The organism is Pseudooceanicola marinus, assembly GCF_020177265.1.
Lineage (GTDB): Bacteria > Pseudomonadota > Alphaproteobacteria > Rhodobacterales > Rhodobacteraceae > Pseudooceanicola > Pseudooceanicola marinus_A.
This window is the reverse complement of sequence record NZ_JAIVMC010000004.1, coordinates 380,243-399,185: the sequence shown is the minus strand read 5'-3', so window position 1 is coordinate 399,185 and position 18,943 is coordinate 380,243. Positions and strand designations below refer to the sequence as shown.

17 protein-coding genes are annotated in these 18,943 nt (G+C 68.8%); 16 read left to right on the top strand and 1 reads right to left on the bottom strand.

What is annotated here, in order from left to right:
- Positions 1-150 precede the first annotated feature (150 nt).
- The 9 genes from LC066_RS08990 to LC066_RS08950 all read left to right on the top strand — a co-directional run bounded on the left by LC066_RS08990 (position 151) and on the right by LC066_RS08950 (position 10,187).
- The gene (locus tag LC066_RS08990; protein WP_224898113.1) at positions 151-1,227 is read left to right on the top strand and encodes a hypothetical protein; all 1,077 of its coding nucleotides are present in this window, start codon (positions 151-153) and stop codon (positions 1,225-1,227) included.
- Positions 1,224-2,474 (top strand): 2-hydroxyacyl-CoA dehydratase family protein, encoded by a 1,251-nt coding sequence (locus LC066_RS08985; RefSeq protein WP_224898111.1) that lies wholly within the window; start codon positions 1,224-1,226, stop codon positions 2,472-2,474. The genes LC066_RS08990 and LC066_RS08985 overlap by 4 nt, the downstream gene beginning before the upstream one ends.
- The gene (locus LC066_RS08980) at positions 2,471-3,658 is read left to right on the top strand and encodes a CaiB/BaiF CoA transferase family protein (protein WP_224898109.1); all 1,188 of its coding nucleotides are present in this window, start codon (positions 2,471-2,473) and stop codon (positions 3,656-3,658) included. Before LC066_RS08985 ends, LC066_RS08980 begins: the two co-directional genes overlap by 4 nt.
- Positions 3,655-4,692, top strand: a complete 1,038-nt coding sequence (locus tag LC066_RS08975) for a CoA transferase (protein ID WP_224898107.1) — start codon at positions 3,655-3,657, stop codon at positions 4,690-4,692. The genes LC066_RS08980 and LC066_RS08975 overlap by 4 nt, the downstream gene beginning before the upstream one ends.
- The gene (locus tag LC066_RS08970; RefSeq protein ID WP_224898105.1) at positions 4,689-5,858 is read left to right on the top strand and encodes a CaiB/BaiF CoA transferase family protein; all 1,170 of its coding nucleotides are present in this window, start codon (positions 4,689-4,691) and stop codon (positions 5,856-5,858) included. The genes LC066_RS08975 and LC066_RS08970 overlap by 4 nt, the downstream gene beginning before the upstream one ends.
- Before the next feature lie 70 nt (positions 5,859-5,928).
- Positions 5,929-6,930, top strand: coding sequence for a TRAP transporter substrate-binding protein (locus tag LC066_RS08965; RefSeq protein WP_224898103.1), 1,002 nt, complete (start codon positions 5,929-5,931; stop codon positions 6,928-6,930).
- Between the two features lie 56 nt (positions 6,931-6,986).
- Positions 6,987-7,508: a TRAP transporter small permease gene (locus LC066_RS08960; RefSeq protein ID WP_085889800.1), complete on the top strand. Its 522-nt coding sequence runs from the start codon at positions 6,987-6,989 to the stop codon at positions 7,506-7,508.
- Positions 7,505-8,800 carry a TRAP transporter large permease gene (locus LC066_RS08955; RefSeq protein ID WP_224898101.1) on the top strand — a complete coding sequence of 432 codons (1,296 nt, stop codon included), beginning with the start codon at positions 7,505-7,507 and terminating at the stop codon, positions 8,798-8,800. The genes LC066_RS08960 and LC066_RS08955 overlap by 4 nt, the downstream gene beginning before the upstream one ends.
- A gap of 157 nt (positions 8,801-8,957) precedes the next feature.
- Positions 8,958-10,187, top strand: coding sequence for a cytochrome P450 (locus tag LC066_RS08950; RefSeq protein WP_224898099.1), 1,230 nt, complete (start codon positions 8,958-8,960; stop codon positions 10,185-10,187).
- 17 nt (positions 10,188-10,204) lie between these two features.
- Here LC066_RS08950 and LC066_RS08945 read toward each other — a convergent pair whose 3' ends face one another.
- Positions 10,205-10,879, bottom strand: coding sequence for a GntR family transcriptional regulator (locus tag LC066_RS08945; RefSeq protein ID WP_224898098.1), 675 nt, complete (start codon positions 10,877-10,879; stop codon positions 10,205-10,207).
- Positions 10,880-11,024: 145 nt separating this feature from the next.
- On the opposite strand from LC066_RS08945, the gene LC066_RS08940 reads away from it, so the two are divergent.
- The 7 genes from LC066_RS08940 (at position 11,025) to LC066_RS08910 (ending at position 18,900) form a co-directional block, all read left to right on the top strand.
- Positions 11,025-12,584, top strand: coding sequence for an ABC transporter substrate-binding protein (locus LC066_RS08940; protein ID WP_224898096.1), 1,560 nt, complete (start codon positions 11,025-11,027; stop codon positions 12,582-12,584).
- Between the two features lie 112 nt (positions 12,585-12,696).
- Entirely contained in the window at positions 12,697-13,620 is a 924-nt protein-coding gene (locus LC066_RS08935) for an ABC transporter permease (protein WP_224898094.1), read from the top strand.
- Positions 13,621-13,640: 20 nt separating this feature from the next.
- Complete coding sequence (locus LC066_RS08930; RefSeq protein WP_224898093.1) at positions 13,641-14,477, top strand: ABC transporter permease; 837 nt, start codon at positions 13,641-13,643, stop codon at positions 14,475-14,477.
- The gene (locus tag LC066_RS08925) at positions 14,474-15,451 is read left to right on the top strand and encodes an ABC transporter ATP-binding protein (protein ID WP_224898090.1); all 978 of its coding nucleotides are present in this window, start codon (positions 14,474-14,476) and stop codon (positions 15,449-15,451) included. The genes LC066_RS08930 and LC066_RS08925 overlap by 4 nt, the downstream gene beginning before the upstream one ends.
- The gene (locus LC066_RS08920; RefSeq protein ID WP_224898089.1) at positions 15,438-16,463 is read left to right on the top strand and encodes an oligopeptide/dipeptide ABC transporter ATP-binding protein; all 1,026 of its coding nucleotides are present in this window, start codon (positions 15,438-15,440) and stop codon (positions 16,461-16,463) included. The genes LC066_RS08925 and LC066_RS08920 overlap by 14 nt, the downstream gene beginning before the upstream one ends.
- Positions 16,460-17,578 carry a CapA family protein gene (locus LC066_RS08915; RefSeq protein ID WP_224898087.1) on the top strand — a complete coding sequence of 373 codons (1,119 nt, stop codon included), beginning with the start codon at positions 16,460-16,462 and terminating at the stop codon, positions 17,576-17,578. The genes LC066_RS08920 and LC066_RS08915 overlap by 4 nt, the downstream gene beginning before the upstream one ends.
- Positions 17,575-18,900, top strand: a complete 1,326-nt coding sequence (locus LC066_RS08910) for an MmgE/PrpD family protein (RefSeq protein ID WP_224898085.1) — start codon at positions 17,575-17,577, stop codon at positions 18,898-18,900. Before LC066_RS08915 ends, LC066_RS08910 begins: the two co-directional genes overlap by 4 nt.
- Positions 18,901-18,943 lie beyond the last annotated feature (43 nt).

Genomic DNA, 18,943 nt, shown 5'->3' with positions numbered 1-18,943 from the left:
CCCGGCTTTCAGATTGGCTAGCCGCAGGAGGCGATCCTGTCAATTTCGGGAGTTGACAAAGGGGGCAAACAGTTTCCAAAGTGAACCAATTGGAGGCCCGCGGCAGGGAGGAGACCAGCCGCGCCCCTCGACTAAGGGAGGAGGAACATCGTGCCAGCGATGGAAGAGCTCATGCGCGCCTTTCGCGACCGGGCGGATCACGTCAAGCCATCTGGGGCGCCCTTGGTCGGCACCTTCGGCGACGGTCTGCCCGAGGCGCTGATCCGGGCCACCGGCGCGCGCGCCGTCGAGGTGAAGGCGCCGCCGCTGGCGGATGCCGCGACAGGGCCGCAGGTCGCCGCGGTGAGCCGCGTGGCCGAAGGCTTCCTCGACGATTTCACCGCGCGCTTCCTGCATCGCTTCGCCGCCGGCGCCTTCGACCACTACGCGATGATCGTCTTTGCCCGCGACGACGTGGCCGGGCTGACCGCCTACCAGTACGCCACCGAATTGCGTCGCTTGGGCCATGCCCCCCCGAACGGCCCGCGCCTGCACCTCTGGAACCTGCTGCACGGGCAGAGCGAGGCGATTGCCCGGTTCAACGCCACAGAGGCGGAACGGCTGGACGCCGCCCTGGCGGAGGCTGCAGGCGCGGCCCTGTCACCTGACGCCCTGACCGAGGCCCTGACCCGCGAGGAGGCCCGGGCGCAGGCGCTGGCCCGGCTGGATGGCCACCCCGACCTCTTCGCCCTGCGCAACGCCGGCCGCTGGCTGGAGGCCGAGACCCATGCCGCGCTGCTCGACACCGTCGAGACGGTGGAGGAGCCGCAGACCGGCCTGCGCATCGGGTTGATCGGCACCGCCTGCGACCTGCCGCTGATGCATGATCTGGCCCGCCACTTCGGCCACGTCACCGCCGACCTGACCCCCTATGGTGATCCCTGGCCCGGCCAGCACCTGGGCCAGGCAGAGAGCCTGCTGCGCGACGTGGCCAAGGCGCCGCTGCACATTCGTGCCAACCCGCCGCGCCGCTATGGCGAGGCCCTGCGCACCGGGCTGGCGGACTGCGACCTGGTCATCGCCTCGCCCGATCGCAACGACGACAGCTTCGGTTGGGACCTGCCGACCCTGGCTCGCGACCTGGCGGACCAGGGCACGCGCTTCGCCCGGCTGCCCCTGCGCCCCTTCCGGCCCGACGCCGCCTGGATCGACACCGCCCACAGCCGTATCGAGGAGGCCCTCGCATGACCATGGCCGCCGCCGCCACCAGCTATCAGCGCGACTGGATCAAGGGCCTCAGGGCCGAGATCACCCAAGGCGCGCCCTTTGCCTTCGTCAATGCCGACACGCCGCATGAGATCTTCCATTTCATGGACGTGCCGATGGTCACCAACCAATGGTGGTCCGCCGTCATCGCCGCGAAACAGCAGGCGCCCTTCTACTTCGACTGGATGGAGGACGCGGGCTTTCACCGCCATCTGCCGAAGTATTCCTCGCTGCCGCTGATGGCCCTGCTGGAGGGCGACGCCGAGCGTCAGCCCTGGGGCGGCCTGCCCGCCCCCGCCCTGCTTTGCGCCAGGGCCAGTTCCGACGAACACGCCCGCATCTTCCAGCTGTGGTCAGACAAGACCGGCGCACCGCTGCACCTGCTTTCGGCGCCCGCCGTGCCCGACCCCGCTCCTGACTGGTGGGTGCAGGCGCGCAGCAACTGGGAAGATTTCTACGGCACCGCCCGGCTGGACCTGATGGTAGCCGAGATCGAGGAGCTGATCGGCGCGGTGGAAGAGATGACCGGCCGCACCTTCGAGCGTGACGCCTTCGCCGCCTACATGGATCGCATCGACCAGCAGGAGAAGATCCTGGACGAGGTCAGCCAGATGATAGCCGAAGCGCCCAAGGTGCCCGTGGGCATCGGGGAGCAGATGCCCAATGTGATGATCCCGCAATGGCATCGCGGATCGGACTGGGCCCTGCAGCACGTCGAGACCTTCCGCGACGAGGTGGCAGAGCGAATCCGGGACGGCCACGCCGCCTGCCCGAACGAGAGGATCCGCATGATGTGGATCGGTGCGGGGCTGTGGTTCGACACGTCGTTCTACAAGGCCTTCGAGGACAGCCACGGCGCCACCTTCGCCTGGTCGATGTACCTGCCCTTCGCCGCCGACGGCTATATCCGCGAGGACCATGGCGACCCGCTGCGGGCGCTCGCGGCGCGGGTCTCGGCGATGAACGAACAACTGCACCAGCCGCCCTGGGTCAACGCCTGGATGGTCGAACAGGCCAAACGCTATCGCATCGACGTGGCGCTGCTGCTGATCCCCGAACATGACCGCTTCTCGGGCTACGGCTCCCTCTTCGTCAAACAGGCGCTGGAGGCAGCGGGCGTCACGGTGATCGAGGTCTGGTCGGACATGGTCGACCCGCGCGACTGGGACCGCGAGGCGGTGGTGGCGCAGGTGACAGAGGCCCTCGACAATTTGGAGGACAGAACATGACCGGAGCCCTTCACGGTCTGAAAATCGCGGATTTCAGCTGGGTCGGCGCAGGCCCCCGCGCCACAAAGGACCTGGCCGACAATGGTGCCACGGTGGTGAAGATCGAAAGCGCGCGGCGCCTCGATCTGGGCCGCCGTTCGCCCCCCTTCGCCGAGGGGCAGTCGAAGAACCACGACGCCTCGGTCTTCTTCGCCCAGACCAATACCTCGAAGAAAAGCGTCACCATCAACCTCTCCGATCCGGCGGGGGTCGAGGTGGCCAAGCGGCTGGTGGCCTGGGCCGATTTGGTGGTCGAGAACTTCGGCCCCGGCTACATGGACCGCATCGGCCTGGGTTATGAGACCCTGCAACAGATCCGGCCCGGGATCATCCTGGCTTCCGTCTCTGTCGCCGGGCGCACCGGGCCGATGGCGGGCTTTCGCGGCTACGGCAATATCGCCGCCGCGCAGTCGGGCCATGCGGACATGACCGGCTGGCCCGGGACCGAGCCACATATGCCGCCCCTGGCCTATGGCGATGTGGTGGCTCCGATGTTCCTGACCGTGGCGATCCTCTCGGCGCTGGAGGCCCGCGACCGCACCGGCCAGGGCTGCCACGTCGATGTCAGCCAGATCGAATCCATGGTGCATGTGGCCGGTGACCTCTTCGCCGGGATGCCCGAGGAGAAGCCCGCCAACGATGATCCCGTCATGGCGCCGCACGGGGTCTTCCCCTGTGCGGGCGAGGACGCCTGGATCGCCATCGCCTGCGAGGATGACAGCCAGTGGCGCGCCCTTTGCGCTGTGCTCGACGCAGGCGATCTGGCGACCCGCTATCCCGATGCGGGCGCGCGCCGCGCCGCCGCGCCGGTGCTGCGCCAGGACCTGTCGGATCTGACCGCTCCGCACAATGGCGCGACACTGGAACAGGCACTTGTCGCGGCTGGCGTGCCCGCCTCGATGGTGCTGGACGGCAAGGGCGTGGCCGAAAGCGCCGCTCTGCAGGCCGCAGGCCACTTCGCCCCCACCGATCACCCGGTCATCGGCCCCGCGCGCATGCCCACGCCGCCCTACCACCTGCCCGACACCCCCGTGGCGATCACCGCCTCGCCCTGCTTGGGCCAGCACAACGCCGAGGTCTTCGCCGAGATCGGGCTGAGCGCAGACGACATCGCCCGCCTGACCGAGGAAGGAGCCCTGGCATGAGCGCCAAGACCCCAACCCCCGCTCTGCTGACCGGCCTGAAGGTCGTCGTGCTGGCCGACCGGCTGGTCGACTTCGGCGGCGAGATGCTGGCCCGGCTGGGCGCCGATGTGACCCTGGCCGACACGGGCGAGGTGACAGAGATCCGGCAGGCGGCGTGGCACGGGGGGATGCGGTACTCCCCCGCATCATCCACCCCCCTGGCCGAGCTGCTTGCCGGTGCCGATGTGCTGCTGGACGACCGCCGCCGCACCCCCCGCGCCGAGGTGGACGCCCTGGCCGCCACGCAGCCGCAGCTGGTCCACGTGGTCGCCACGGCCTGGCCCGAGGCGACGTCGCCCCGCCCTGCCACCGACCTGACGCTGATGGCGGCTTCGGGGCTGATGCATGTGATCGGCACCGCCGAGGACCCGCCCCTGCGCCTGCCCGGCGAACAGGCCTATGCCCTGACCGGGATCCAGGTGGCCACCGCCGCCCTGATGGGTCTGCGCGCCCGGGCCCGGACCGGCCGGGGCCAGCGCATTCCGGTTTCGGGTCTGCAATCGGTGACCCTGGCCAACTACCGCGAGGCGGTGATGTACGAATGGACCGGCCGCATTGGCCGCCGGGTGGGCAACAAGCTGGTGCGCGGCGCCTCCGGCGTGCGCCAAGTCTGGCCCTGCGCCGATGGCTACGTCACCTGGTCGATGATCGACAACCCCGGCATGATGCGCGCCGTGGTCCGGGTCATGGACGAGGAAGGCTGCGCCGGGGAACTGGCCGAGATCGTCTGGGAGGACATCCTGGTGGCCGACACCGATCAGGCGATCATCGACCGCTGGCAGGACCTGGTCGGCGCCTTCTTCGCGCGCCATACCCGCGCCCGGCTCGGCGACTGGTCGCTGAAGCTGGGCTGGGGCCTGTCGCCGATCACCAAGCTGGCCGAGGTGCCGGACAGCCCGCAGATGCAGGCGCGCGGCATCTTCGTCGAAACGCCCCAGGGCAAGCTGGCGCGCGGCCCGCTCTTTGCCGTGCACCCCGAGGAGGGCGCCGCATGACGCCCCCCCTGCCCCCCTCTCTCGACGGTCTGCGCGTGCTCGACTTCTCGCGCCTGCTGCCCGGGCCCTACTGCACCTGGCTGCTGGCCGACCAGGGCGCCGAGGTGATCCGGGTCGAGAACCCGCGCGAACTGGCGAAACAGGCCAAGGTCTTTGGCTGGGACAAGATGGATGCCGAGGGCCAGGCGCGCCAGCGCGGCCGCGACATGCTGGCCCGGGGCAAGAAATCCCTGCGGCTCGACATCGGCGACAGCGACGCGCAGGCAGTGCTGAAACGGCTGGTGGCGCAGGTCGACGTGGTGGTCGAGGATTACCGCCCCGGCATTCTGGCAAGCCTCGGCCTCGGATATGAGGCGCTGCGGGCGCTGAACCCCGCGCTGGTCTACGTCAGCCTGACCCTTTGCGGTCAGACCGGCCCGCTGCGCGACAAGCCCGGGCACGACCCGGTGGCGCTGGCCCTGTCGGGGGTGATGTCGCGCACCGGCGAGGACCCCGAGGCCCCCGGCCTGCCCGGCACTCCCGCCGCCGACGTGCTGACCGGCAGTCACGCGGCCTTTGCCACGCTGGCCGCCGTGATGTCGGCCCGCGCCACCGGCCAGGGGCGCCATGTGGACGTGGCGATGACCGAATGCGCCATGACGCTGACCGCTAACCTTCTGTCGCGCTACGAAACACCCGCCGACGCGCCCCCGCGCGGCAGCCGCCGGGCCGACCTCGGCCTCTGGCGCTGTGCCGACGGGCGCTGGCTCTGCACCACCGACATGGAGCCCCGCTACTGGGCGACGTTCTGCGAGGTGATGGAACGCCCGGATTTCATTCCGCTGCAACTGGACGCCAGCCGCCGCGACGAGATCCGCGAGACGCTGCAGGCGTTGTTCGCGGAGAAACCCCGCGCCCACTGGCTGGCGCTGTTCGACGAGGCCGGCACCCAGTTCGCACCCGTGAACGACGTGACCGAGGCGCTGGCGGAGGAACAGTTCCGCACCCGCGGCGCGGTCGTCGAGGTGACCCTGCCGGGCGGCACCCCCCAGCCGCAGCTCGGCCCGCCCGTCCGCCTGGGCGGGGAACCCGCGCCCCGGCCGGCAGCCCTGCCGGGCCACGACAATGCCGAGATCCTCGAACGCCTCGGGCTCGAACAGGAGGAGATGACCGCGCTGAGCGGCTGACGCCCCGGCGCCACCGACCGGGGAGACAACTCCGGCAATCTACGCAATCGTGTTTCCAGGGAGGAGAACCATGAAACATGTAACGATGACCGTCGCAGCGATCGCCCTTGGCGCCTCTGCCACTGCCGTCTTCGCGGCGGATTTCAATCTGACCTACGCCTCGCCCTATACGACGGCTCATCCCTACGGCCAGGCCGACGCGGAATGGATCGCCCGGATCGAAGAACAATCGGACGGCCGGGTGGCGATCACGCCCTACTGGGGCCGGGCGCTGATCACCAGCCGCGAAGGGGTGGACGAACTGGCCGCCGGCATCGCCGATGTCTCCTATATCGCGCCGATCTACGCGCGGTCGGGCTATGACATGAACCGCTTGGTGCCCGGCATGTTCTACGGCTACACCGATCCGCAGAAGGTGCTGGGCGTCTACATGGACCTGGTGGAGGACTACCCCGTCTTCCAGGAAGAACTGGGCGTGCACGTGGTGGGCTACAACGTCGGCACGCCGATGCACCTGCTGCTGCGCAACGCCCCGCTGGAGACGCTGGACGATCTGAAGGGGCTGCGCATCCGCTCGGCCGTCGACTTCATCGGGCCGCTGGCGGCCTTCGGCGCAGAGGGGGTGACCATGCCGATGACGGAAACCTATCCGTCGCTGGAAAAGGGCGTCCTGGACGGGGTGATCGCCCCCTACGAGGCGCTTAAATCCCTCAGCTTCGCCGAGGTGGTCAGCTATTATTCCGAACTGCCCCATTCGCGCGGCGCCTATCCGTCCCGGGCGGTGAACATGGACACCTGGGAGAGCCTGCCGGAGGATATCCAGGCCATCTTCGACGCCAACACCAACTGGCTGAGCCAGCGCACGCTGGAGCTGTCGATGGAAGCCGAGGCCGAGGGGCGCGCCTATGGCGAAGAGGAAGGCGTGGAATTCAACAGCGTCGCCCCCGAGGTGGTCGCGGAATACTCCCAGGCCTTTGCGCCGGCGCTTGCCGAGGTGGCCGAGGAGCTGGACGCCATGGGCAAGCCGGGCACCGAGGTGCTGGAGCAGATCCGCGCGGCCCACGAGGAATGACGGACCGCGAGAGCGGCGTACTCGTCGCTCTCGCCCCCTGACGGGTGGGAGGACCCATGTTGAAGATCCTTGAAACCGGGCTCGGCGCGCTGGTGCGCGCCTCCGCCCTGATGGGCGTGCTGACCCTGCTGGCCCTGATGGGGCTGATCGTGGTGACGGTGGTCTTCCGCGCCATCGGCATCGCCTTTCCCGGCACCTACGTGCTGTCGGAACTGCTGCTGATCCCCACCATCACCCTGTCGCTGGCCTATGCCGCCTGGGACGGGGCCCATACGAAGGTTGATCTGCTGACCCAGACCCTGCCGACCCGGCTGGCTGACTGGCTGGAGGGGCTGATGCTGCTTCTGGGCTGCGGTTTCTGGGGTTTCGTGCTCTGGGCCGGCATCCATGACGCACAGCGCCATGGCGCCCAGGGGGAAAAGACCCCGCTGATGGACATCCCTGTCGCCCCCTTCCGCTGGCTGATCGTCGGCGCCACCGGCCTGCTGATTGCCGTGCTGGTGCTGCGCGCGCTGCAACGGTTCGCGCCCCGCACGGATGGAACCGGCCCCTCGACGCCCCAGGAGCATGCAGAATGACCCCCGTGGAAATGGGCCTGATCGGCCTCGCCGTCCTCTTCACCTTCCTGGCCTTCGGCATGCCCATCGGGTTCGCCATGGGCCTGGTGGGCGTGGTCGGCTTCGCCTCGCTGCTGACGGTGAAGGCGGTGCTGATCAAGGTCGGCGTGATCACCTTCGACCTGGCCACCAACTATGCCATCGGTACGGTGCCGCTGTTCCTCTTCATGGCGCATATCCTGTTCGCGTCCGGCATCGGCAAGGATCTGTACGATTTCGCGGCCCGCTGCCTGGGCCACCGGCGCGGCGGGCTGGCCATGGCCACGGTGGGCGCCTCGGCGGGCTTTGCCGCGGTCAATGCCTCGTCGCTGGCCACCACGGCCACAATGGGCCTGGTGGCCCTGCCGGAAATGCGCAAGCACGGCTATTCGCTGCCCCTGGCCTCGGGCTCGGTCGCGGCGGGCGGCACCATCGGCTCGCTGATCCCGCCCTCGGGGATGTTCATCATCTACGGCATCCTCACCGAAACCTCGATCGGCGACATGTTCGCCGCCGGGATCATCCCGGGCGTCCTGCTGGCGCTGATGTACATGACGGTGATCTGGATCCAGTGCCGGGTGAACCCAAAGGCAGGCCCCGCCGGCCCGCGCGCCAGCTGGGCCGACCGCTGGCAGGGGTTCAAGGGCTGCGGCGACGTGATCGTGCTGTTCCTCTTCGTCATGGGCGGGATCGTCGGCGGCCTCTTTACCCCGACCGAGGCCGGCGCCATGGGGGCCTTCGGCGCGCTCATCATCTCCGCCGTGCGGAAGCGGCTAACCTGGGCGCGGCTGGTCGATGCGGTCTACGAGACCTTCAAGACCACCGGCATGATCTTCGGCATCCTCTTCGGCGCGCTGGTCTTCAACGCCTTCATCACGGTCACCACGATCCCGATGCAGCTGACCGGCTGGGTGGCCGGCGCCGACCTGGCGCCGCTGGCGATCCTGCTGGTGATCCTGGCGGTCTATTTCTTCCTCGGGATGATCCTCGACGCCTCGGCGATGATGACCCTGACGGTGCCGCTGTTCTTCCCGCTGGTGACCGAGCTGGGCTACGACGCGGTGCTCTTCGGGGTGCTGGTGGTGCGGATGACCGAGATCGCCCTGATCACCCCGCCCGTGGGCATGAACGTCTACGTCCTGTCGGGCGTGGCGCGCGACATCCCGCTGTCGTCGATCTTTCGTGGCACTGCGCCCTTCGTGCTGGCCGACATGATCCACGTCACACTGCTGATCGCCCTGCCCATCCTGGTGCTCTGGCTGCCGTCGCTCTAGGCGCCCGCGCCCCAAAAATCCACCGATCTGACCCGACCGCCGGGGGCCCTGTGCCTCCGGCGGTGGCGCTTGTGGCCCTGCTCGGCCGTCAGGCCCGCCAAAATGCTTGCTCCCAGCACGCATATCGGCCACATTGTCGACAATCAGGGAGGAAACCATGACCAAGGTGATTCACGACCGCCGCGCCCCCGAGGGCACGGAGCGTTTCAGCAGGCGCCACGATTTCGACGCCGAGACGGACCCCTCGGACTTCGACGCGGCCCATGAACTGTTCAGCGATCTGCGCGCCCGCTGCCCCGTCGCCCACTCCAACGACATGGAGGGGTTCTGGATGCTGACCCGCTACGAGGACATCGAGACCGCGATGTCCGACCCGGCCCTCTACTCCACCGCCGTGCAGAACGTGGTGCCCCGCGTCGCCACCACCGGACGCCGCCCGCCGCTGCACCTGGATCCGCCGGAACACACGCCCTACCGCAAGGCCATCGCGCCACTGTTCCGCAAGGAACGGATGCAGCACTGGAACAAGGTGGTGCGCGAGATCTCGGACCGGCTGTTCAAGGACATCCCCGCCATGGGCCGCGCCGACATCTGCGGCGAGTTCTCCTTCCACCTGCCGATCCACGTCCTGGCCGAGTTCTTCATGATCTCGGAGGAAGGCGCCTTCCGCATCCGCAAAATCGGCCACGCCTTCAACCTGGCCCTGCAAACCAAGGATTTCGACGCGATCCAGAAGCATTCACTGGTGCTGTACGACATCGCCCAGGGGATCATCGACGACCGCAAGAAAAACCCCCGCGACCCCGGCGCAGACCCGGCCAGCGCCCTTCTGGCTGCGCGGGATTTCGACGGGGAACCTCTGCCCGACCAGGGCATCCTGGGCACCATTCGGCAGCTGCTGGTGGTGGGCATCATCGCCCCCACGACCTTCCTCGGCTCGGCCGCCGTGCATTTCTGCCGCCACCCCGAACACTTCCAGCTGCTGAAGGACCACCCGGAGAAAACGCCGCAGATCACCGAAGAACTGCTGCGCCTCTACACGCCCTATCGCGGCTTTGCCCGCACGCCGACGCGGGACGTGGAGATCGGCGGCGAAAAGATCTGCAAGGATGAGCCGATCGCGCTGTGCTTCACCTCGGCCAACCGTGACGAGACGGTGTTCGAATGCCCGCACGAGTTCCGCCTGGACCGCGACAACCCCAAGCCCGCCATCGCCTTCGGGCGCGGGCCGCACCGCTGCGCGGGAGAGCCGATCGGGCGGCTGATGATCGAGGCGGCACTGGAAAGCTGGGCCAAGTACTGCAACGGCTTCGAGGCCGATGGCCCCACGCCTATGACCACCTGGCCCGAATACGGCCCCTTCGCGGTGCCGGTCCGCTTTCTCTGAGCACACCTAGCGGGGCCCTAGCGGGCCTCGAACACCTCATCGGGCAGGCGCGCCACATGGGCGTTGCCGTCCCGCACATGGGTGCGCATGGCCACCTCGGCCGCCTCGGGCGCGCCCGCCAGGATGGCGGCGGTGATCACCCGGTGACCGCGGTTCGACCGGCCCACGGATTCCGCCACCTCCTCCCAAGGCATCTGCACCCGGATCAGCGGAATACGCACGCGCGTGATGAACTCCGAGGCATGCACATTGCCCGACAGTTCTTCGATCAGCCGGTGATAGGCGCGATTTTCCATACCGAAGGCATCTAGGTCGCCCGCCACCTCGGCCGCATCCATGCGCGCCTGCGCCGCCTCCAGCTCCTGACGCTGCACGTCGGTCAATGTCCGCTCGGCCGCCAGACGCGCCGCCAGCCCCTCCAGCACCTCACGCACGCGGCCCATCTCGATCAGCTCGACCCGTGAATAGCGCCGGACCAACACGCCGCGATTGGCCACGAACTCCAGGTAACCCTCGCCGGTCAGCATGCGAAAGGCCTCGCGCACGCGTCCGCGCCCGACCCCGAACTCCTCCGCCAGATCCATCTCGATCAACCGCTGTCCCAAGCCGTAGCCACCACTGAGGATTCGGCCGCGCAGCGCCGCCGCGATTCCCTCCGAACTCAGATCCTGTTTCGGCATGTCGTCCGCCATCCTGCGCCTCCCCCACGGGCTGTTCGGGCCATCATCTCGCGAATGGTCGACAAAGGCCAGCGCAAGATTGTTGACAATGAGAGGCAGTGATAGGACACTCAGGACACTAAAGGAGCGGCCCGCGACCGGGTTGCAGGGAGGAAAAATGAAACATCTGACACCGCGCCGCCGCGCGGCAGTGATGGGTGCGTCCGCGCTCGCGCTGCTCGCCGCCTCACCGGGGACGGCGGAGACACTGACCGTCGCCATCCCCACCTTCTCGGAACAGACCATGACCCCTTGGGCGGGGTCGGGTCAGCGCAAGACATACCTCGACCTGGTCTACGATTACCTCGTCTACCTGGATGCCGACGGCAACGCGCAGCCGGGCCTCGCCACCAGTTGGGAGATGAAGAACGAGGGCCAGACCTGGACGTTCCACCTGCGCGAGGGCGTGCCGTTTTCCGACGACAGCTGCGGCACCGTCACCGCCGAGGACGTGGCCTATTCCATCGAGCGGATCATCGACGAGGACAGCCGCGCCGGCCCCGCCTCGACCATGCGCCGGGTGATCGACAGCGCCGAGGTGGTGGATGAACACACGGTGCGCCTGAACCTGAAGGCCCCCGACTTCCTGCTGGCCACCGGCTACATGGGCGAGGCCCAGCAGGTCGGCATCGTTTGCAAATCCTACATCGAGGCCCAGGGCGAGGGCGCCGACAGCGCCATGCCCGTCGGCAGCGGTCCCTATGTGGTGTCAGAGTCCGTCGACGGATCGGAGATCACCCTGTCGCTGCGCGAAGGCGTCGAGCACTGGCGGGTCTCACCCGATTTCGACACGATCAGCTTCAAGGCCGTGCCGGAGGAGGCCACGCGCGTGGCCATGCTGCAGGCGGGCGAGGCCGACATCGCCCCGGTCAGCTTCGACTCGATCCCGGGCCTGGAAGGCAGTGACCTGCGGATCGTGTCGGCCGAGAAGACCTGGTCGCCGGTGATCCGCCTGGGCGGCATCGTCCAGACCGACCCCGAGAGGTTCAACCCCGACAACCCCTGGGCCGACGTGCGGGTGCGCCAAGCGATGAACTATGCCGTCGACAAGCAGACCATCATCGACGAGCTGTTCCAGGGCGAGGGCACCGTGGCCAACGGTGACACGCCCATCGCCGCCTGGGATTCGGTCGAGCCCTACCCCTACGATCCCGAGCGCGCCCGCGAATTGCTGGCCGAGGCGGGCTACGCGGACGGCTTCGACATGACGTTGAAGACCTTCACCACCACGCCCGGCGCGGAACTGCCGCTGATGGCCGAGGCGGTGGCGCTTTACTGGGCGGACGTGGGCATCAACGTGACGATCGAACCCGGCGACTGGCCCTCGATCCGCGCCGAATGGACCTCGGGCAAGCCGCTGGACTTCGCCATGACGCACCGCGGCTTCCCCTTCGCCAACCCCGAAAACGGGGTCGAGGCGGGCTTCTCGACCAAGTCGCTCTTCGCCTCCTTCACCTCGGACACGCTGGAAGAGAAGCTGGCGGGCCTCGGCGCCGAGACGGACCCGGCCAAGCGCACCCAGCGGCTGACAGACATCGGCCAGTACCTGCGCGACGAGGCCGCCAACGTCTTCATGGTGCTGGCCAACGAACCCTACGGCGTCGGGCCGCGCGTGGGCGACTGGGGGATCGACACCTCCTACGTATACAACTTCGACCAGGCGGAACTGGCCGAGTAACGGCCCCGTCCCGCCACGGGCGGTGGCTTTGTCGCCGCCCGTCGCAAGGAACCGGCGCGACATCCCCGGCACGGCCTACCCCGTGCCCGCGCCCCCAGCGAACAGGTTTCCCATGCTGAAACATCTTGCCGGCAGGCTGGCCGAGGCGCTGGTGGCGCTTCTGCTGATGAGCCTCGTGATCTTCCTTCTCAGTCGGGTCATCGGCGACCCGGTGGCGCTGCTGCTGTCGGATAGCGCGACCGAGGCCGACCGCCAGATGCTGATTGCCCAGCTGGGCCTCGATCAGCCCGGCTGGCGGCAATACCTGACCTTCCTCGGCAATGCCCTGAAGGGCGATTTCGGCCAATCCGTCACCGCCGGGCGCGAGGATGCGCTGCACCTGGTGCTGTCGCGCCTGCCCGCCTCGCTGTCGCTGGCCGGGATCGCGCTGCTGTTCACGCTGGTCGTGGGCATCCTGCTGGGCGTGCTGGCCGCCGTCACCCGCGGCACCGTGGCCGACCTGGCCGTGCGCCTGCTGGCCCTGCTGGGTCAGTCCGCCCCCAGCTTCTGGCTGGGCATCATGCTGATCTATCTCTTCGCGGTGAAACTGGGCTGGCTGCCCACCTCGGGCTTCGGCGGCGCCGTCTACTACGTGCTGCCCGCCCTGACGCTGGGGCTGTTCACCCTGGCCGCCATCACGCGACTGGTGCGCGCCTCGATGCTGGAGGCGCTCGGCTCGGAATACGTGAAGCTGGCGCGCATCAAGGGCGTTTCGGAATGGGCGGTGGTGCTGCGCCATGCGCTCGGCAATTCGCTGATCCCGGTGGTGACCTTCATGGGCACCTTCTTTGCCACGATGATCACCGGCGCGGTGGTGGTCGAAACCGTCTTCGCCTGGCCCGGCATCGGGCGACTGGCCTACGAAAGCATCATGGCCCGCGACTTCCCCGTCATCCAGACCGTCGTGCTGGTCATCACCGCCTTCTTCATCCTGGCGAACCTGATCGTCGATCTTCTGTACCTCGCCATCGACCCGCGGATGCGGGCGCGCAGCTGAGCGGCGCGAAAGGACCCATCATGCCCCGTGACCTGTCTTTCAAATTCGCCCTCGGCCTGCTGATCCTCTTCGCGATCGTGGCGCTGATCGGGCCGTTCTTCCTGGAACATGACCCGCTGCGCGGCTCGCTGCGCGCGCGCCTCGACCCGCCCGCCTGGGCGCCCGAGGGGTCGGCCACCCACCTTCTGGGCACCGACCGACTGGGCCGGGACGTGCTGGCGCGCATCGTGCAAGGCGCGCGGATTTCGCTGGCCGTCTGCGTCGTAGTCATTGCCATCGCCGGCACCATCGGCACCGCACTCGGCACCCTGTCGGGCTATGTCGGCGGCTGGCTGGACAGGGTCCTGATGCGGGTGGTCGACCTGGCGCTGTCGCTGCCCGTCATCCTGCTGGCGCTACTCTTTGCCGCCGTCGTCGGGCCGTCTTTCCTGAACATCGTCATCGTCATCTCGCTGGTGCTCTGGTCGCAATATGCCCGCATGTCGCGAGGCGAGACGCTGCGAGTGAAGAACGAAGATTACGTCGACCTTGCCCGCACCTCGGGCCTCGGCCACGCCGCGATCATCTTTCGCCACGTGCTGCCCAATATCGCGCCATCGCTGATCGTCGTGGCGACCCTGCAGGTCGGCGTCGTCATCATCCTGGAGGCCTCGCTGTCCTTCCTGGGCGTGGGCGTGCCGCCACCGAACCCCAGCTGGGGCGGCATGGTGGCCGAGGGCCGCAGCTACATCGTTTCCGCCTGGTGGGTCTCGGCCCTGCCCGGCCTGGCCATCGTGCTGGTCGTCATGGCCGTCAACGTGGTGGGCGACGCCCTGACCGACCGCATCAACCCGGGCCTAAAAGGACGTGGCGCATGACCGATCCCCTTCTTTCCATCCGCGACCTGACGGTGCGCGTGGGCAAAAGGGCGGACGCGCCCTCGATCCTCGACAAGGTATCGCTGGACCTGATGCCGGGCGAAACCCTGGGGCTGGTCGGTGAAAGCGGTTCGGGCAAATCCACTCTGGGCATGTCCGTGCTGCGGCTGACCTCGCCCACGCTCACCGCCGGCACCACCGGGCGCATCGCCTGGAAGGGCGACGACATCCTGACCATGCCGAACCGTAAGCTGCGCCATATCCGGGGCGAAGAGATCTCCATGATCTTGCAGGACCCCATGGCCTCGCTGAACCCGGTGCAGTCCATCGGCACCCAGCTGCAGGAGGCCTTGCGGCGCGGCGGCAAGCGCAACCTGTCGGCTGCGGCCGAGGCGGCGCTGTCAGAGGTCAATATCCCCTCCCCCGCGGAGCGGCTGCGCGCCTTCCCACACCAGATGTCGGGCGGGATGCGGCAGCGCATCGTCTCGGCCATCGGGCTGGCGCAGGACCCCGAGCTGCTGATCTGCGACGAGCCGACCACGGCGCTGGATGCCACCATCCAGTACCAGTTCCTGGAGCTGCTGAAGGCGCTGCGCGCGGCGCATCACATGGCGATGCTCTTCATCACCCATGACTTCGGCGTGGTGGCCCGGATCTGCGACCGGGTGGCAGTGATGTATGCGGGGCGCATCGTGGAGACCGGCCCGGTGGCCGAGATCTTCGCCCGGCCCGCGCACCCCTACACCAAGGCGCTGCTGGCCTCGGTGCCTTCCACCGGCCACGCGCCGCATCGCCTGCCGGTGATCGAAGGCGCCCCGCCCGCCGTGGGCCACCGCCCCGAGGGCTGCCCCTTCCACCCGCGCTGCGCCGCCGCCTCGGCCCATTGCCGCCAGGCCCCGCCCCGGACGGAGCTGCGCCCGGGCCACACCCTGAATTGCTGGCATCCGCAGGAGCACCCCCATGAAATCGCCTGATCGCGCCCTTCGCGTCGTGCCCAGCCCAGAAACCCCGCCCCGCGCCGCACCCGCCGGCCCCGCCATCCTGGAAACCCGCCGCCTTGGCCGGGCCTTCAAGGTGCGCGGCGGGCTGTTGCATGCCCTGTCGGAGGTCACGCTAGCCTGCACGCCGGGCACCTCGCTGGGGATCGTGGGGGAATCGGGCTGCGGGAAGACCACGCTGAACCGGCTGCTGCTGGCCCTGGACCAGCCAACCAGCGGGGCGGTGATGTTCAAGGGCAAGCCCCTGTCAGACCTGAGCCGCCCCGAGCTGCGCGCCTATCGCCGCGCCGTGCAGCCAGTGTTCCAGAACCCCTATTCCTCGCTTTCGCCCCGGATGAAGGTGCGCCGCATCATCGCCGAGCCGCTGTCGGCCTCGGGCGAGATGACCCGGGCCGAGATCGACGCGCGGGTGATCGAGGTGCTGGAACAGGTGGGCCTGTCAGCCGACGTGGCCGAGCGGCTGCCGTCCGAGTTCTCGGGCGGTCAGCGTCAGCGGATCGCCATCGCGCGGGCCCTGGCCTCGCGTCCCGAGCTGCTGCTGCTGGACGAACCCGTCAGCTCTCAGGACATCTCGATCCAGGCGCAGATCCTGAACATCCTCAAGGACTTGCAGGAAGACTACGGGCTGGCCACGCTGTTCGTCAGCCACGACTTGGCCACCGTGCGTTTCATGTGTGACGAGGTGGTGGTGATCTACCTCGGCCGGGTGGTGGAACGCGGCCCCGCCGCGCGCATCTGCACCCGCCCCGATCACCCCTATACCGCCGCCCTGCTGGCCGCTGCCCTGCCCGCCGACCCCGCCGCGCCGCCCACGGCCACGCCGCCCATGGGCGAGCTGCCCTCGCCGCTGAACCCGCCTTCGGGCTGCGCCTATCACACCCGCTGCCCCTTCGCGCAGGAGGTCTGCAAGCGCGACCGCCCCGCTTTGAAGGAAACCCCGCGCGGCCAGGTCGCCTGTCACCGGGTCACGGCGGAGGGTTGGACATGAGCCTGCGCTTTGTCGCCGTGGGCGACGTGGCCCCGGATCGCGACGATCCGGCGTCCATCTTCGACGCCGTGCGCGACCGGCTGACCGCTTCGGACCTGGGTTATTGCCAGTTGGAGGTGAACCTGACCACGCGCGGCACCCGGATGCCCCAGGCCCGCCACACCATGCGCGGCAAGCCCGAGATCGCCGAGGCCCTGGTCGGCGCCGGGCTGGAGGTGGTCAGTTTCGCGGGCAACCACACGATGGACTGGGGCCCCGAAGGCATGTTCGATACGCTTGCCAACCTGGAACGCGCCGGCGCGCATCACATGGGCGCCGGCGCCACCATCGCCGAGGCCCGCGCCCCGGTGATCGTCGAGCGGGGCGGTATCACAGTGGGGTTCCTGTCCGTGAACTCGATCCTGCCCGCCAACTACTGGGCGGAGGAGGACAAGCCCGGCTGCGCCCCCATGCGCGGCCATACGATTTACGAGCAAATCGAGACGGACCAGCCCGGTACCCCCGCGCGCATCCATACCTTCCCGCACCGCGAGGATCTGGCTGCACTGGTGGCCTCGATCCGCGATCTGAAGGCGCAGGTCGACGTGGTGATCCTGTCGCATCACGCGGGCATCCATTTCGTCCCTGCCGTGATCCCCGACTATCAGCGCGACGTGGCCTTCGCCGCCATCGACGCGGGCGCCGACATGGTGCTGGGCTGTCACGCGCACATCCTGAAGGGGATGGAGTTCTACAAGGGTCGGCCGATCATCCATTCCCTCGCCAACTTTGCGCTGGATCTGAAGATGGACGCGAAACATGCGGCCTCGAAGGGATTCCGCGAGATCCAGAAGCTGAACCCCGACTGGGTGCCGGATCTGGACAGCAGCTATAATTTCCCGCCCGACAGCGCGATGTCGATGATCGTGGAATGCACGCTAGACCGGGGCGGGGTGCAGGACCTGCGGCTGGTGCCCGTCTGGATCGAGCGGGATGCCGTGCCGCGCATCGTTCCGCCCGAGAATCCGCGGTTCGACCGCATTCTGGCCTATCTGCGCGAGATCACCGCCGAAGCGGGGCTGGGCACCACCTACACGCCCGAAGGCGACCGGTTTCGTCCCTACCTGGGCGCATGAGCCTGACCCGGACAGTCGCCACGCGGGCGCTGGCGATCCACGCCTTGCCGCCCCGCGCCGCCAATGCGGCGCGGCTGTCGCTGCTGGACGGGCTGGCCACCATGGCCGCCGCCGTGACGCTGGAACCCGCCACCCGGCCCTTCGCCGATATGGCGCGCGGCCCGGGCGCCGCGACGCTGCTGGCCGGCGGCACCGCCCCGCCCGGGCTGGCCGCGCTGGCCAATGGCGTCCTGTCCCACGCGCTGGACTTCGAGGACACCTTCGACGCCACCGGCATGCACCCGAACGCCGTCGCCATCCCCGCCCTCCTGGCCCTGGCCGAGGCCGAAGGCGTCTCGCTGACCAACCTTCCGACATCGCTGGCGCTGGCCTGCGACCTGACCTGCCGGATCAGCCTGTCCCTGGCCGACGACCCCGCCGCACATGGCTGGTATCACCCGCCGATGATAGGCTGCGCCGGGGCGGCCGTGGGCGCGGCGCACCTGCTAGGCCTATCGCCCGATCAGGCCGTCGCGGCGGTCTCTCTCGCGCTGGTGCAGTTTTCGCTGACCGACGCGCTGAAACGCAGCCCGACCAGCGACCTGCGCGCGGTGCGTGACGGTTTCGCCGCCCGGGCGGCGGTCGAGGGCGCCCTGCTGGCCCGCGCCGGCGTCACCGGCACCACGGATCCACTGGCCGAGGCAGGCGGGTTGGGGCCGCTGCTGACGGGCAGCCAGCTGCAGGCGACCGCCTTCGACGATTTGGGCCATGTCTTTCATGGGGAGCACGTCACGCTGAAGCTCTGGCCCTGCTGCCGGGGGACGCACCCGGCCACCGCTCTTGGCCTGGCGCTGCGCGCCGAAGGCATAGCTCCCGAAACGCTGGCGGCTGCCGCCTTCACCCTGACCCCACCCGACGACATGCTGTTTCACCCGCTGGCAGATCGGCAACGGCCAAGCTCGGCCATCGGGGCCAAGTTCTCGATCCCCTATTGCTTCGCCCATGCCTGGCGGCGGGGCGCACCCAGTTTGGCCGCCTTCGCCGGCGGTCCGCGCAACGACCCCGGGACCCTGGCTTTGGCCGCGAAAATCGCCATGCGGGACTGCGCGCCGGGGCTGAAACCTGCCGCCCACCTGCGCTTCGCGGACGGGCGGGAGGAGACCCGCCCCCTCCCGGCCCCGCCTGTCCTGCCCGCCGGGACGGCGCAATTGTCGGACCTCAGGGCGAAGCTTGCCGATTGCCGTGCCCATGCCCCTGCGGCGGCCCGGCCCTTGCTGGGCGCTCTGACCGAAGACGCCCTGCCTGAGAGCTTGGCGCCCCTGCTGACGCCCCTCCGGTCATGAAAGAGGGGAGGCCATCGACCTCCCCTCGCACCAGGTCCCTGCA